Origin of the sequence: Leifsonia poae (assembly GCF_020009625.1) — a bacterium.
GTDB lineage: Bacteria > Actinomycetota > Actinomycetes > Actinomycetales > Microbacteriaceae > Leifsonia > Leifsonia poae_A.
In genome coordinates, this window is record NZ_JAIHLP010000002.1 from 1,965,700 (window position 1) to 1,980,804 (window position 15,105).

Annotated in this window: 11 protein-coding genes and 1 pseudogene; 8 read left to right on the forward strand and 4 right to left on the reverse strand. The window is 69.1% G+C overall.

Features of this window, described 5'->3' with window-relative positions:
• Positions 1-3 precede the first annotated feature (3 nt).
• Positions 4-2,022 (reverse strand): DNA helicase RecQ, encoded by a 2,019-nt coding sequence (gene recQ / locus K5L49_RS10025; protein ID WP_223692427.1) that lies wholly within the window; start codon positions 2,020-2,022, stop codon positions 4-6.
• Positions 2,023-2,150: 128 nt separating this feature from the next.
• On the opposite strand from recQ, the gene K5L49_RS10030 reads away from it, so the two are divergent.
• The 5 genes from K5L49_RS10030 to K5L49_RS10050 all read left to right on the forward strand — a co-directional run bounded on the left by K5L49_RS10030 (position 2,151) and on the right by K5L49_RS10050 (position 7,038).
• Entirely contained in the window at positions 2,151-2,714 is a 564-nt protein-coding gene (locus tag K5L49_RS10030) for a dihydrofolate reductase family protein (protein ID WP_223692429.1), read from the forward strand.
• A gap of 13 nt (positions 2,715-2,727) precedes the next feature.
• Positions 2,728-3,609: an EamA family transporter gene (locus tag K5L49_RS10035; RefSeq protein WP_223692431.1), complete on the forward strand. Its 882-nt coding sequence runs from the start codon at positions 2,728-2,730 to the stop codon at positions 3,607-3,609.
• Positions 3,610-3,750: 141 nt separating this feature from the next.
• A complete protein-coding gene (locus K5L49_RS10040) occupies positions 3,751-4,419 on the forward strand; it encodes an ECF transporter S component (RefSeq protein ID WP_223692432.1) in 669 nt (222 codons plus the stop codon).
• Positions 4,420-4,426: 7 nt separating this feature from the next.
• Complete coding sequence (locus K5L49_RS10045) at positions 4,427-6,241, forward strand: ABC transporter ATP-binding protein (RefSeq protein WP_223692434.1); 1,815 nt, start codon at positions 4,427-4,429, stop codon at positions 6,239-6,241.
• Positions 6,238-7,038, forward strand: coding sequence for an energy-coupling factor transporter transmembrane component T family protein (locus tag K5L49_RS10050; protein ID WP_223695280.1), 801 nt, complete (start codon positions 6,238-6,240; stop codon positions 7,036-7,038). The genes K5L49_RS10045 and K5L49_RS10050 overlap by 4 nt, the downstream gene beginning before the upstream one ends.
• 105 nt (positions 7,039-7,143) lie before the next feature.
• Here K5L49_RS10050 and K5L49_RS10055 read toward each other — a convergent pair whose 3' ends face one another.
• Together K5L49_RS10055 and K5L49_RS10060 are read right to left on the reverse strand one after the other, a co-directional pair.
• A complete protein-coding gene (locus tag K5L49_RS10055; protein WP_223692436.1) occupies positions 7,144-7,617 on the reverse strand; it encodes a MarR family winged helix-turn-helix transcriptional regulator in 474 nt (157 codons plus the stop codon).
• Between the two features lie 12 nt (positions 7,618-7,629).
• Positions 7,630-9,357, reverse strand: a complete 1,728-nt coding sequence (locus K5L49_RS10060; RefSeq protein ID WP_223692437.1) for an MFS transporter — start codon at positions 9,355-9,357, stop codon at positions 7,630-7,632.
• Positions 9,358-9,686: 329 nt separating this feature from the next.
• Here K5L49_RS10060 and K5L49_RS10065 point away from each other — a divergent pair, with 329 nt between their 5' ends.
• From K5L49_RS10065 to K5L49_RS10075, 3 genes and pseudogenes are all read left to right on the forward strand, one after another.
• Positions 9,687-10,682: an IS481 family transposase gene (locus K5L49_RS10065; protein ID WP_223692439.1), complete on the forward strand. Its 996-nt coding sequence runs from the start codon at positions 9,687-9,689 to the stop codon at positions 10,680-10,682.
• A 308-nt stretch (positions 10,683-10,990) separates the two neighbouring features.
• The gene (locus K5L49_RS10070) at positions 10,991-11,710 is read left to right on the forward strand and encodes a cohesin domain-containing protein (RefSeq protein WP_223692441.1); all 720 of its coding nucleotides are present in this window, start codon (positions 10,991-10,993) and stop codon (positions 11,708-11,710) included.
• Between the two features lie 35 nt (positions 11,711-11,745).
• Positions 11,746-13,595, forward strand: a pseudogene (locus tag K5L49_RS10075) (amidase family protein).
• Positions 13,596-13,679: 84 nt separating this feature from the next.
• On the opposite strand, the gene K5L49_RS10080 reads toward K5L49_RS10075, so the two are convergent.
• The gene (locus K5L49_RS10080) at positions 13,680-15,044 is read right to left on the reverse strand and encodes an NAD-dependent succinate-semialdehyde dehydrogenase (protein WP_223692443.1); all 1,365 of its coding nucleotides are present in this window, start codon (positions 15,042-15,044) and stop codon (positions 13,680-13,682) included.
• Between the last annotated feature and the right edge of the window lie 61 nt (positions 15,045-15,105).

The following is a 15,105-nucleotide window of genomic DNA, read 5'->3' on the forward strand; positions in this document are numbered from 1 at the left end:
GGTTCAGCCTGCGGCGACGACGCCGAGCAGAGCCTCCCCGTAGGCTTCGCGTTTCTTGGCGCCGATGCCCGTGATGCCGTCGAGATCGGCGAGGCTCGCGGGACGGGCCGCCGCCACCGCCTTCAGGGTGGCGTCGCCGAAGACGATGTAGGCCGGGACTCCCTGGGTGCGGGCGGCCTCGGCGCGCCAGGCGCGCAACGCCTCGAACAGCGGCTGGTCGGCAGGCGCGAGATCGGCCGTAGCGCTGCGCGAGGAGCGCGAGACGCGTTCGGGGCGATCGGGTTCGCGGCGCAGGATCACGGTGCGCTCGCCACCGAGCACGCTCGCGCTCTGCGGGGTGATGGCGAGAACGCCATACTCACCTTCGGGCTTCAGGAGTTCCTGGGCGATGACCTGGCGCACGACACCACGCCACTGGCTGTCGCTGAGGTCGGCCCCGATGCTCCAGGTGGCGAGGTTGTCGTGGCCGTACTGGTCGATCCGGGGCGTGCGCTTTCCGCGCAGGATGTCGATGAGGTGGCCGGCACCGAAACGTTGATTGCGTTCCCGCTGCAGGCGCACCACGGTCGAGAGCAGCTTCTGGGCCGGGACGGTTCCGTCCCAGCTCTCCGGCGGGGTGAGGCAGGTGTCGCAGTTGCCGCAGGGCTCAGAGCGCTGGCCGAAGTAGCCGAGAAGGTTGACCCGGCGGCATTGCACTGTCTCGCAGAGGGCGAGCATCGCATCCAGGTGCTGACTCATCCGGCGGCGGTGCGCGAGATCGCCCGGGGAGTCGTCGATCATGCGGCGCTGCTGCACCACGTCGTTGAGACCGTAGGCGAGCCAGGCGGTAGAAGGGAGGCCGTCGCGGCCGGCGCGGCCCGTCTCCTGGTAGTAGCCCTCGACCGACTTGGGCAGGTCGATGTGGGCGACGAACCGCACATCCGGCTTGTCGATGCCCATGCCGAACGCGATTGTGGCGACGACGATGATGCCGTCTTCGCGCAGGAAACGGGACTGGGTCGCCGCTCGCACCCTGGCGTCGAGACCGGCGTGATAGGGCAGTGCCTTCAGGCCCCGGGCACTGAGGAACTCGGCGGTCTTCTCGACGGTGTTGCGCGAGAGACCGTAGACGATGCCCGCGTCGTTCGGGTGCTCGGTCGTTATGAAGTCGAGCAGCTGCTTGCGCACCTCGACCTTCGGAACGATGCGGTACTGGATGTTCGGCCGGTCGAAATCGGCGACGAACTGGGCGGCGCCTTGCAGCTTCAACCGGGCGGTGATCTCCTGGTGGGTCGCCTCGGTGGCGGTCGCCGTGAGCGCAATGCGCGGAACCTCGGGCCAGCGCTCGGCGAGCTCGGAGAGTGCGAGATAGTCGGGGCGGAAGTCGTGCCCCCACTGGGAAACGCAGTGCGCCTCGTCGATTGCGAATAGGGCGATCGTGCCCCGCTCCAGGAACCGTTTGGTGGCCTCGGAGGAGAGACGCTCCGGGGCGACGTAGAGGATGTCGAGCTCGCCGGCGAGATAAGCCTGCTCCACCCGGGAGCGCTCGGTGGCGTCTTGCGTGGAGTTGAGGAAAGCGGCACGCACGCCCACCGCGAGGAGCGCATCCACTTGGTCTTGCATGAGCGCGATGAGCGGCGAGACGACGACACCGGTGCCCTCGCGCACGAGCGACGGGATCTGGTAGCAGAGGCTCTTGCCGCCGCCGGTGGGCATGAGCACGACAGCGTCGCCGCCGCCGACCAGCTGCTCGATGATCTCGCCCTGCTGACCGCGGAAAGAGTCGTAGCCGAACACCGTGTGCAAGGCGTCGGCGGCGGTGGCGAACGTGGATGCGGATGCGCGCGGCTGCGGCCGCGCCGCTGGGACCGGCACAGAAGACCCGCCCGCCGGCGCCCCACCCGAATCGGCCGGCGCCCCACCGAAGTCGACGGGACCGCCGAGGTAGGGGTCGTCGACGAGGTCGGGGAACGGGGGTTCGTCGTCGGCCGGCGGCGCGTCTCGCTCGTCGGGCTCCCAGGGTACTTCCGCGTTCCAGCTCATCACCCGATCGTAACGAGAGCAGCCGACCTGCGGAGACCGAGGCGCCGGGATGTGGACGACGCCGGACTGTGGAGAACCTCCCACTGCTAGCATCGGCACACCACGTCGCCGCAACCGGAGGAGACAGCATGCGCCGCCTGATCGTCACCGAGTTCATCACCCTCGACGGCGTGGTGGAGGCGCCGGGCGGCGAGAAGACGCATCCTCACGCCGGCTGGACGTTCCCCTTCGGCACCGACGAGCTCTTCGCCTTCAAGCTGCGCGAGACGCTCGAGGCGGAGTCGCTGCTGCTCGGACGAAAGACGTTCGAGCAGTTCCAGGCCGCATGGCCGGAGCGCGACGGCGAGTTCGCCGACACGATGAACGCGATGCCGAAGCATGTCGTCACGGCCCGCACCGACGAGCTCGGCTGGAACGCGACCCGTCTCGCCGGCGATGCGCGGGCGGCGGTGGGAGAGCTCAAACGCGGCGACGGGGGCCCCATCCTCGTGGCCGGGAGCGCGACCCTCGTGCGCTCGCTGCTGGTCTGGGGGCTGGTCGACCAACTTCGGCTCCTCAGCTTCCCCGTCATCGTCGGCGGCGGGCTGCGCATCTTCCCCGACGACCGCGCGAAGGCGCAGCTCGAACTGACCGAGCTGGTGCGCTTCGAGAGCGGCGCCGTGCTGCACGTCTACGACTTCGCCGGGAACTGAGCTCCGCCCCTCGATGCTCACAGCGGTCATCGGGCTCCTCGGAGCCGTCGTCTACGGCTCCGCCGATTTTCTGGGAGGTCTGGCATCGCGCCGGATCAGCCCGCTGCGCGTCACCGCGATCGGCGCGGTCTCCGGGCTGGTCGGCCTGCTAGTGGCGCTGCTTGTGGTCGGCGGACGCTGGTCGGCCTCGGCCGTCGGCTGGGGCGCTCTCTCCGGTGTGACCGGCGCGGCGGCCATCTCGCTGCTGTACGCCTGCCTCGCGATCGGGCCGATGAGCATCCTTTCACCGCTGACAGCCGTGGTCTCCGCGGTGGTTCCGATGACCTGGGGACTGCTCGGCGGTGAACGGCTCGCCCCGATCGGCTTCGTCGCGCTCGGGTCGGCCCTCGTCGCCGTCGTTCTGGTGGGGTTCGTTCCCGAGAAGGGGGCGGTGCGGCCCCGGCCACGCGGCCTCCTGATGGCCGTGTGTTCCGGCACCTTGATCGGCGTGTTCCTGATCCTCGTCGATCAGACACCCGACGACTCAGGGCTGGTACCGCTCGTGCTGAACCGCACTGTGAACGGCGCGATCATGTTCACCACCATCGGGGTGCTCGCCCTGCTGGCGCGTCGGCGGCGGGCGCGGGCGAACCTGCCGGCCCCGGATGCGCGCTCGGGCTGGCTCCCCGGCCTCGGCCTCGCGATCGCCTGCGGGTTCGTCGACACGGCCGCCAACGTGCTTGTGCTCTTCGGCCTCCGCGCCGGCGACCTGAGCGTGATGTCGGTGCTGATCGCGATGTACCCGGCCGGCACGATCCTGCTCGCCGCGGTCGTACTGCGCGAACGGATCGCACCGGTGCAGTGGGCGGGTCTGGCACTCGCGCTGGCCGCTGCCGGGATGCTCGCCGTGGCCTGAAAAGCGAGACCCGCGATCGATACCGCCACGGCGTAGGACCGGTTGGAGCGCGACCACGCTCGAGCCCCACCGGTTGTAAGGCTAGCCTTACCTCATCTACGCTGGAGGGAGCATCCCACCCCCGACCGCAGAGAACGGCTCATGAAAAACACCAGCACCCGCCTTCTGCTCACGTGCGCCGCGATCGGGGTGGCCGGCGGCATCGTGTTCTCCATCAGCGCCTACATCTCGGGCACACTCGCCGCCGCCGCGCCGATGTTCTACGGCGCCGTGATCGGCGTGTACTTCCTGCCCGGCGTGATCGCGCAGGCCCTGCTCCGACGCGGCGGCGTGGCCCTGATCACCTCGGTCATCGCCGGGCTGGTGTCTGTCCCGTTCCAGCCCATCGGGTTCGCCGCCGTGATGGCGGCCGGTTCGATCGGCCTGCTGCAGGAGCTCCCGTTCGCCGTGACCCTCTACCGCTACTGGCGGGCCTGGCTGTTCTACGCGGCCGTGACGGTGGCCGGGCTGGTTTTCGGGTTCGGCGTGTACATCGCCCAGGGCGCCGAACAGAGCAAGCCGTGGGTGCAGGTGCTGCACGTCGGGCTGTTCGTGCTGAGCCCCATTCTGTTCACCTGGATCGGTCGTGCCGTCGCGGCTGGCCTCGACCGCACCGGCGCGGGCCGCGGCCTGCAGATGCCGCTGGTGCGACGCCGCCCCGGCCGAGGCGGCGACGCGATGCCGATGACGGCCGCCGCGTTCGCAATGCCGTTCGGCCCGTTCGCCCTTCCGGCCCTGCGCCCGGCGCGGCGCGTTCGGCCGACACGCTGAGGCGGCGGTGACCGCGCAGCCGGCGGCCCTCACCCTGCGCGGTGTGCGCATCCGTCACGAGGGGGCTCCGGCCTGGACGCCCGACGGGGTGACGCTGGAGGTCGCCGCCGGGGAGGTCCTACTCGTGCTCGGACCGAGCGGATGCGGCAAATCGACTCTTACGCTGGCGCTCAACGGTCTCGTTCCGCATGCTGTGCCGGCCGACCTCGAAGGTACGGTGCTCGTCGCCGGGCGCGACACGGCCCAGGCCCGCGTCGCCGAGCTGAGCGAGCAGGTCGGCATGGTCTTCCAAGACCCTGACGCGCAGCTGGTGTCGGCCACCGTTCTCGACGAGGTCTGTTTCGGACCGGAGAACCAGCTGGTGACCGTCGACGATGTGCTCGAACGCGCGGAGTGGTCGCTGCGCGCCGTCGGGCTCTGGGAGCGACGCGACGACAACCCCGACACACTCTCCGGCGGCGGGAAGCAGCGGCTGGCGATCGCGTGCGCACTCGCCCTGGATGCGCCCGTCCTGGTGCTGGACGAGCCCACCGCCAACCTCGATCCTGCGGGAATCGAGGAGGTGTACGAGGTGCTCCGCTCGCTGCGAAACGCCGCCGAACCCCGCAGCATCGTGCTGGTGGAGCACAACCTCGACGCGGCGATGGACCTCGTCGACACCGTGGCGGTGCTGGATGCGGCCGGGCGGCTCGTCGCCCACGGTCCGGTCGGCGAGGTGCTGCGCGACCGCGCGGACGAGCTCCTGAAGCTGGGCGTCTGGCTTCCGACCGCGACCCTGGCGGCGCTGCGACTGCGCTCCGCCGGCGTCACCATAGACCCGCTTCCCCTGACCACCGCCGACCTGAGCGCGGCCCTCGACGCCCTACCGTCGCTTCCCACGCTCCCGACGCAGACCCTTGCGCGCGCCGGCGACGCGACATCGCCGGAGTGGGCCGTGCGCATCCGGGGCCTGACCGTGCGCCGCGGGCGTGGGGACGCGCGACGCGAGGTTCTGCACTCCGTGTCGCTCGACGTGCGACGCGGCGACTTCGTGGCTGTGCTCGGCGCCAACGGCACCGGCAAGACCACGCTCGTGCAGGCGCTCGCCGGTGTCGTCCGCCCTCCTCGCGGAACGGTCGACCTCGACGGGCTCGACCCGGCCCGCGCCTCCGTCGCCGCCCTCACCGCCGCGGTCGGGTTCGTCTTCCAGAACCCGGAGCACCAATTCGTGACGGCGTCGGTGACCGACGAACTCGCCTACGGGCTCCGGCTGCACCGCCGGCCCGAAGCGGAGGTGCGCGAGCGCGTCGACCGGATGCTCGCCACCCTCGGTCTGCAGAACCATCGCGATGCGCACCCGTTCCTGCTCTCCGGCGGCCAGAAACGCCGCCTCTCGGTGGGAACGGCGCTGATCGCCGGCGCGCCGCTGCTGGTGCTCGACGAGCCGACCTTCGGGCAGGATCGGGAGCGCGCCGCCGAATTGCTCGGCCTGCTCGGCGAGCTGAACGCTGCCGGCACCACCGTGATCATCGTGACTCACGACCTGCAGCTCGTGGCCGAACACGCCAATCACGTGGTCGTGCTCACGGACGGCGGGGTCGTCGCTTCCGGAAGGACGGCGGCGGTGCTGGCCGACCGGGCGACCCTGGAGCGGGCAGGACTGCGACCCCCACCGCTCGCCCGTGCGTTCGCGGACCTCACCGCGCATCCGTCGTGGCGCTCGGTGACACGCCTGGCCGACCTGCCCTCCGGCCCCGACCTGCCCTCCGCCCCCGCCCCATCGATTCGGGATGTGCGCACAGGGCAAGCGGCCGCCGGCACCATCGACGGGGGCACCCCCTGAGCCTCCTGACCACCGACCCCTACGCCTCGACGACCGACCCGCCCGCACGGTTCCTGCACCACCTGAACCCGCTCGCGAAGATCGCGGCGGTGCTGCCGGCGATGGCCGTGCTGCTGTTCACGCGCGACATCGTCACGCCGCTCGTGTTCGTCGTGCTCAGCGTGCTGGTCGTCCTGGCCGGCGCTCGGATGCGACCGGCCATCCTTGTGGGGCTGCTCGCCGCCCTGCCGGCGCTCGTGTTCGTGATGGCGCTCAGCTTCGGATTCTGGACGGATGCGTCACGTTTGGCCGATCAGCGCATCCTGTTCGGCATCGGGTCGTACACGTACACCGCGGGGGCTTTCGCGGTGGGAATCGCCACCTCCCTGCGCCTGGCGGGCCTGGTGGTTCTCGCGCTGATCGGCGGCCTCACCACCACCGGACCCGACCTCGCGCGGGCGCTGGTGCAGCAGTTGCGAGTGCCGTACCGCATCGGCTACACGGCGATCGCCGCCTACCGGTTCATCCCGCGTTTCGGCACTGAGCTGGCGCTGATCCGGCAGGCGCAACGCGTGCGTGGGGTCGCGACCGGGTGGGGCCCGGTCGCAACCCTGCGGCGAGCATTCGCGGCGGTCGTACCCCTGCTGGCCGGTGCGATCCGGCACGCGGACCGGATGGCGCTCGCCATGGAGTCGCGTGCGTTCGGTGCGCATCCGACCCGCACCGAACGCCACCCGACCCCGTGGCGTGTGCGCGACACCGTCTTCGTCCTGCTGTTCTGGGCGGTCAGCGCGGCCGTCTTCGCCCTCACCCTCTAAGCCTGACCCCCGGCGGTTTGCCACTGAGTGCCGCTCTGACCGCCTGAGAGCGAGCGCCGGTTGCAATCGGCGGGCGGCGTCAGCGGGCTGGACCGGCGGGCGGGGTCAGGGGTTCGGGGAGGTGACCTGGGCGGCGGTTTCGAGTGCGGGGATGGCCCGGCGGATCTGTTCCACCTCGGTGGCGCTGAGCTCGGCGAGGATGGCGGTCACCGCTCGCGCCCGGTCGGAGCGGGCCCGCAGGAGCAGCTCGATACCGGCATCCGTTCCGGTGACGAAGAACGAACGGCCGTCATCGGGGTCGGGCTGGCGCGAGACCAGCCCGCGCGCCTCCAGATCGGCGATGACACGGGTGATCGTGGGGGCCGCGACGACCTCGATCGCGGCGATCTCGCTCGGCCGCACCGGCCCGCGGCGCACGATGGTCGACAGGGCCGAGAGCTGCCCGTGGCTGAGGCCACCGGTCGACGATCGCATCCGGCGGTTGAGCCGGCCGACGGCGAGAGCCAGACGGCTCGCCAGATCGTCATCCTCGGCGAGGATGCTCTCCGGCGCCGCCCGGCGCCCGCCGCCCGTCACCATCGACGTTCCCTGCTATGCGCTCGTCGCACCGACTTCCTCACCCTCCCGCTGAACGACACTCTCCTCATGAACATACTTGCCCCCGCCCGCGAACGAGGCGATGGCGCCGATGATCGACATGACCGCGGCGGCGATGAACACCACGATGAGACCGTCGTGGAACGGTCCGGAGATCAGCTGCGGGAAGAACTCTTTACCGGTGAGGGTCGCCGCATCCACGTGCGGGCTGGAGAGCACGCCCGTCGGCCCGAGCAGGTTCTTGATCGGGTTGTAGCCGAGGAACGCCGCGAACAGACTGCCGACCGGCGGCGTCTGTCCGACCTGCGCCGCAATGTTTGCGGGAACCCCGTTGGCAGTCAACCCACTGGTCAGTGCCCCCGGCAGCGAAGTCGACAACCCGGCGATCATCAGCGAGAAGAAGATGCCGATCGACAACGAGCTTCCGGCGTTGAGGGCGACGCCGGCCATCCCGGAGGCGGATCCGCGCTCGTTCGCGGGCACGCTGTTCATGATCGAGGTGCGGTTCGGCGATGAGAACAGTCCGGAGCCGATGCCGTTCAACCCGGTGAGCAGCGCGAACTGCCAGTAGTCGAAGTTGACCGGGATGAGCAGCAGCCCGATGAAGGTCAGCCCGACGAGGGTGAGACCGACCGTCGCGAACATCCGCGACCCGTACCGGTCGGAGAGAGCACCGGAGATCGGCCCGGCGATCAGGAACCCGATCGTGATCGGCAGCATGTAGATGCCCGCCCAGAGCGGCGTCTGCTCATAGCTGAACCCGTGCAGCGGCAACCAGATGCCTTGCAGCCAGATGATCAGCATGAACTGCAGCCCGCCGCGGCCGATCGAGGCGAGGAAGCCGGCGAAGATGCCGGAGGCGAACGAACGGATGCGGAACAGCCGCATCTCGAACATCGGCGATTTCACCCGCAGCTCGATGAACACGAACGCCACGAGCAGCAGGATGCCGCCGATGATCGAGCCGAGGACCCACGGGTTCCCCCAGCCCTGCGTGCTGCCGCCGTAGGGCTGGATGCCGTAGGTGATGCCGGTGAGGAGCGCGATCAGCCCGACCGCGAAGGTGGCGTTGCCGAGCCAGTCGATCCGGCCGGGGTTCTTGGTGCCCACCTCGTGCAGCGACTTGTACGACCAGATCGTGCCGATGATCCCGAACGGAACCGAGACGAAGAAGACTGCGCGCCAGTCGATCTCGGCGAGGATGCCGCCGACGATCAGTCCGATGAAGCTTCCGGCGATGGCCGCCACCTGGTTGAGCCCGAGGGCGAACCCGCGCTTGTTGGCGGGGAACGCATCGGTGAGGATCGCGGTGGAGTTGGCGAACAGCATCGCGCCGCCGATGCCCTGCACGAACCGCCAGACGATCAGCCACATGGCCGCCGGGCCGCCGGTGAAAGGGTCGAGACAGAGGGCGATGGCGGCGATGGTGAAGATCACGAAGCCGAGGTTGTAGATCTTCACCCGGCCGTACTGATCGCCCATGCGCCCGAACATCACCACGAGGACGGCGGTGACCAGCATGTAGCCCATCAGCATCCAGAGCAGGTAGCTCACATTGCCCGGTTCGAGCGGATTCAGTTTGATGCCGGTGAAGATGGCGGGCAGCGAGATGATGACGATCGACGAGTTGATCGTCGCCATGAGCATGCCGAGGGTGGTGTTGCTGAGTGCGACCCACTTGTAGTGGGGGTGGTCTTTGTTGAAGATGCCGGTGCGGGCCAAGAGAGTCCTTCGAACGTTCACGTCAGATAGTTGCTTTATATGCATTAACTATATATCCGGATGCGCGGGCGGCAGCTTCGCGGGTATCGGGCGAACAATAGGCAGTTGACATGAACCCGTCGATCCCTCGTCGAGTGGACGTCACTTTTGGTCTGGTCGCTCTGACCGCCATGGTGATTGCTGTCGTCGGACTCTTGAGCTGGGCCGGCCACGCACGCTCTAGATGTAGTGCCCAGGGACGTTGTTTGATTTGGCATCCGTGACATGGCGAGAACCTCCGGGCCAGAGTGGGAGTTGCTTAGACACTCACTCGAAACCTGGAGGTTCTCGTGTCTCACGGTAATGCGGCTTTGACGCCGCGGCAAAGGTTGCGTGTTGCGCGACTGATCATCGACGAGGGCTGGACCGTCGCTGCGGCGGCTGACTACTTCCGTGTTTCGTGGCCGACCGCCGCGAAATGGGCACGCCGCTACGTCGAACTCGGCCCGGAGGGGATGACAGATCGGTCCTCCCGCCCGCACGCGCATCCGAATCGGACCCCGCAGCTGCTGGTGAAGAAGATCGTGCATCTGCGGATCAAGAAACGCCTTGGTCCGGTGCAAATCGCTGGCCGGCTGGGGATGCCGGCGTCGACCGTTCACGCGGTTCTGGTGCGTTGCCGTCTCAACCGGCTCACCCATGTCGATGTGAAGACCGGGGAACCGGCCCGACGTTACGAACACGACTACCCCGGATCGCTGATCCATGTCGATGTGAAGAAGCTCGGCAACATCCCCGACGGCGGCGGGTGGCGGTTCGTCGGCCGAGCCCAGGGCGACAGGAATCGGGCGAAGACGCCGGGCAAAGACCGCAACCAGTACTACAACCCGAAGATGCGACACGCGTTCGTGCACACCGTGATCGATGACCATTCCCGCGTCGCCTACGCCGAGATCCACGACGACGAACGCGCTGAGACTGCGATCGGAGTCCTCCAACGGGCGACGTCCTGGTTCGCCGATCGTGGAGTCCGCGTCGAACGCGTCCTCTCCGACAACGGCTCCGCCTACCGCTCCCACGCCTGGCGACACGCCTGCACGGACCTCGGCATCCGCCCGAAGTTCACCCGCCCCTACCGGCCGCAAACGAACGGCAAAATCGAACGCTTCCACCGCACGATGAGCGACGGATGGGCATTCGCCCGCCACTACAACTCCGAGTCAGCCCGCCGCGCAGCCCTCCCCGCCTGGCTCCATCACTACAATCAACACCGACCCCACACCGCCACCGGAAAGCTCCCGCCCATCACCCGGCTATCGAGCAACCTACCTGGGCACTACATCTAGAGCAGGCTAAATCGATTTCAGAGGGTCGCCTCCCAATCCATTCGGCCGCAGACTGTGCCTCAATTTCGCGCGCCGGCCCCCGTTCTGTGAAATGTCTCAGAAACACGATCGCGCACTGCCGGAAACAGCGGTTCCGTATCGTCCTTCGTGTCGATGGCGCCGCTTCCTCAGCCGCCGGCCCGCTCCCCTGGGCCGGCCTTGGACCGTTCGCAGGTCGTGCTCCCCCGGCGCCTCGAGTCTCCCCTTCCTCCCGCTGACGGCGGACGCATCGGCGTCCCCTTTCGCCCCCAGAGGAAGGCACCACCCGAATGCATCAGAATCCCAGGCGGCTCCCGCGCCTTCTCGCCGTCGCCGCGGCCGCACTGGCCGGTCTCGGCCTCGCGGTCGGCACAGCGGCTCCCGCTCTCGCGGCCCCCGCTGTCGCGAACGTCTCCGTCTCGGCGCCGTCGACAGTCACCGCCGGTGACGCCTTCGAGGTGACGGTGAAACTCGCCGGCGCGACCGATGTCTACGGCTATGAGGTGGTGCTGGCATTCGACCCGGCCGTGGCCTCCCCCGTCGACGGCAGCGCCGCTGTCACCGCCGGCGGCTTCGATTCGGTCCGCACCGGAACCGGCACGGTCGACCTCGTGTACACGCGGCTCGGCACCTCCCCGGCGCTCTCCGGCGACCTCACCTTCACGCTGACCTTCACCGCGACCGCGGCCGGGTCGACAGCGTTCACGGTCCGCTCGCTCTCGCTGGTCGACTCCGCCTCGGCCGTGACGGCGTCGACGAATGCGGCGACCAGCCCGACGGTCGAGGTCGTGTCCGCCGCGGCGACCCCACCCCCGACGCCCACTCCCACCGGCAACCCCGGGACCGGCGGCACGGGCACGGTCGGCACCGCCTCGGTATCGGACGATGACCTCGCCTCCACCGGTACCGATGTCGTCCCCTACGCCGCCGCCGCCCTCGCGCTGCTCGCCGTCGGCGCCGCGGCCGTACTGATCGCCGCACGCCGCCGCCGCGCAGGAGACGCCCGATGACCGCCAGCCGCCCGACCGAGAGGAGAACCACTGTCATGCACACCCGATCGAAGCGCCCCCGCACCGCGACCATTGCGGGCGCCATCGCCACCCTGGCCGCGCTCGTCGCCACCGGAGCCGTCGTCGCCCCGGCCGCATCCGCCGCGCCTTCCGACACCACCACCGGCGCGTTCCTCGCGCCGTACTACACCGCGCTCGACCTGACGGGCGACCGTCAGGTCACGAAGGCCGACCTCGATGTGCTGGCGAAGCACCTCGGCGACACGCCCGCCTCGGCAGGCTGGTCCCTCGTCTCGAAGGCCGACACCGACGGCGACGGCACCATCACCATCCGAGACCTCGTCGCACTCTCCCAGCGCATGATCTACGATGATGGACCCTTCCAGCTGGTGGAGGCGTCCGCCCTCGACATGCAGGCCGCGATGAACGCCGGCGTCACCACCTCCGTGAAGATCACCCAGGAGTACCTCGACCGCATCGCCGCCCTCGACCGAACGGTCGTCGACACGGGTGCCGGTGGGCGAGCGCTCAACTCGATCATCTCGACGAACAAGCAGGCACTGACGATCGCCGCCCAAGCCGACGCCACTCGCGCCCGGAAGGGGATGACGAGCATGCTCCTCGGCGTCCCGATCGCGGTGAAGGACAATTACGACACCGCCGACATGCCGACCACCGGCGGCTGCGGCTGCTGGGATACGAACCAGACCAGCGATGACGCGGCGATGGTGAAGGGCCTTCGCTCGGCGGGCGCCGTCATCCTCGCCAAGGCCAGCCTGGACGAGTTCGCCTACGGGTTCGTGTCCGAGTTCTCCTCATTCCAGGACGCGGGCACGTCGCTCCTCGTCGCCAGCCCCCTCAACACGACGAAGACGGCGGGCGGCTCCAGCGGTGGAACGGGGGCCGCCATCGCCGCGAACCTCGCGGGCATCGGGTTCGGCACCGACACGGGAGGCTCCATCCGCGTGCCGTCGACGTACAACTCGCTCGTCGGCATCCGCCCGACTGTCGGCCTCACCAGTCGCGACGGCATCATCCCCTCGCACTCAGCCAGGACACCGGCGGCCCGATCGCGCGAAGCGTCACCGACGCGGCCGTGGCTCTCGACGCCGTCACCGGCGTGGACTCCGCCGACCCGATCACCGCGGAGCAGACCGGCCACGTGCCCGCCTCGTACACCGCGGCTCTCGACCCGACCGCGCTGAGAGGCAAACGGATCGGCATCGTCACCTCGATGGTCGGCACGAACGCGACCGTCACCCGGCTGTGGGCGAACGCCAAGGCAACGCTCGAGGCGCAGGGCGCGACCGTCGTCGAGCTCACCGCGAGCACGGCGTTCACCGCCACGCTCAACGAGGGGAGCGGGAGCACGAACGAGTTCAAGCACGACCTGAACATCTACATCCAGAACCACCTCGCCCCGGCGGTGACGGCCCGCTCGATCACCGACATCCTCGCCTCTGGCCGGAACGTCACCTCCCGCAACAGCATCTACACCTCGCGGAACGCCGTGACGGATGCGCAATACCAGGCGTGGGCGGGCCCGGCGGGCACGCACACCACCGCCATCGCGAACGGCAACACCACGGTCACCCAGCTGATGAACGACAACGCGCTCGACTCTCTGGTCTACCCGAGCGGTTCGCCGTACGGCACCATCGGCACGAACATGCGCCTCAGCCCGAACACCGGGATGCCGGCCATCACCGTGCCGATGGGTCAGGCCATCGCCTCCGACGGCAGCAACCCGGTCGTCGGAGCCAACGTCAACCTCGAGTTCCTCGGGCGCGACTACGACGAGAGCGGCATCATCGGCCTGGCGTACGCCTTCGAGCAGGCGACCCACGCCCGCGCGACCGCGCCACTCTACGGTCCGCTGAAGTAACCCTGTCGTCCACCCCGTCGAGGGCGGTAGAAGCAGCGCCAACCGGCGCGGATCGGTGCTTTTGCCGCCCTTCGACGAAGGGGGTCAGCCGAGGCGGATGAGCTTCTTGTTGACGAACTCGTCGGCGCCGAAGCGGCCGAGCTCACGGCCGGAGCCGGAGCGCTTGACGCCACCGAACGGGAGCTCCGCGCCGTCGGCGAGCACGACGTTCACGAAGACCATGCCGGCCTGGATCTGGTCGGCGACCCGCAGGGCTTGCTCGTCATCGGTGGTGTACAGGTATGAGCCGAGCCCGAACGGGGTGTCGTTCGCGATGCGCACCGCGTCGGCCTCGTCTTTCGCGCGGTAGACCTGCGCCACCGGGCCGAAGAACTCCTCCTGCGAGGCCGGGTTGTCGGGGGCGACATCGGCGAGCACCGTCGTCTCGAAGAACGCGCCCGTGCGTCCGCCGCCTCGCACCAGGGTCGCGCCGTTCTCGACCGCGCGCTTGACCTGCTCGTCGAGGTTCTCGGCCGCGCGCAGCGAGGAGAGCGGCCCGAGCGCCGACTCCGCCGAGGTGGGGTCGCTCGCCTCGACCTCGGCCAGTTTCGCCGTGAACTTCTGCAGGAACGGCTCGTACAGCGCGTCGGCGACGACGAACCGTTTGGCGGCGTTGCAGGACTGGCCGCTGTTGTCGAGGCGCGCATCCACGGCGTTCTGCACGGTCGCGTCGAGGTCGTCGGTGGAGAGCAGGATGAACGGGTCGGAGCCGCCGAGCTCCAGCACGACCTTCTTGAGGTTGCGTCCGGCGACCGCGGCCACCGTGGCGCCGGCGCGCTCGGAGCCGGTGAGCGAGACACCCTGCACGCGCGGGTCGGCGATCACGGTCTCGATCTGCTCATGCGAGGCGTAGATGTTCACGTACGCGCCGGCCGGGAAGCCCGCGTCGAGGAACATCCGCTCGATGGCGGCGGCCGACTCCGGGCACTGTTCGGCGTGCTTGAGGAGGATGGTGTTGCCGATCACCAGGTTCGGGCCCGCGAACCGGGCGACCTGGTAGTAGGGGAAGTTCCACGGCATGATGCCGAGGAGCACACCGAGCGCCGAACGCCGGACGAACGCCGAACCGTCGCCGTCCAGCAGCGTGATCGGCTCGTCTTTCAGGAATTCGGCGGCGTGGTCGGCGTAGTACTCGTAGATCGCTCCGGCGAAGTCGACCTCCCCGAGCGCCTGCTCGACCGGCTTGCCCATCTCGCGCACGATGATGTCGGCGAGCTCCTGGCGACGCTCGATGTGCAGTTCGCCGACGCGGCGAACCAGGGCCGCACGTTCGTCGACGCTTGTCGTTTGCGACCAGGTCCGGAAAGTGTCGTCGGCCGAGGCGATCGCGGCGCCGAGGGCATTGTCGTCGATGGTGTCGAACGTCTTGACGATCTCACCGGTAGCGGGGTTCGTGACGGCGTAGGTCATGTCGTCTCTCCTCTTTGAGCGTTTGGGACAATCGTACTAGGCCGCACGCGCGCCCCGATAG

What these genes read in the sequence shown, in the direction of transcription:
- recQ (WP_223692427.1), bottom strand. Translation starts at nt 2,022, where the DNA reads ATGAGCTGGAACGCGGAAGTACCCTGGGAGCCCGACGAGCGAGACGCG.
- K5L49_RS10030 (WP_223692429.1), top strand. Translation starts at nt 2,151, where the DNA reads ATGCGCCGCCTGATCGTCACCGAGTTCATCACCCTCGACGGCGTGGTG.
- K5L49_RS10035 (WP_223692431.1), top strand. Translation starts at nt 2,728, where the DNA reads ATGCTCACAGCGGTCATCGGGCTCCTCGGAGCCGTCGTCTACGGCTCC.
- K5L49_RS10040 (WP_223692432.1), top strand. Translation starts at nt 3,751, where the DNA reads ATGAAAAACACCAGCACCCGCCTTCTGCTCACGTGCGCCGCGATCGGG.
- K5L49_RS10055 (WP_223692436.1), bottom strand. Translation starts at nt 7,617, where the DNA reads ATGGTGACGGGCGGCGGGCGCCGGGCGGCGCCGGAGAGCATCCTCGCC.
- K5L49_RS10070 (WP_223692441.1), top strand. Translation starts at nt 10,991, where the DNA reads ATGCATCAGAATCCCAGGCGGCTCCCGCGCCTTCTCGCCGTCGCCGCG.
- K5L49_RS10080 (WP_223692443.1), bottom strand. Translation starts at nt 15,044, where the DNA reads ATGACCTACGCCGTCACGAACCCCGCTACCGGTGAGATCGTCAAGACG.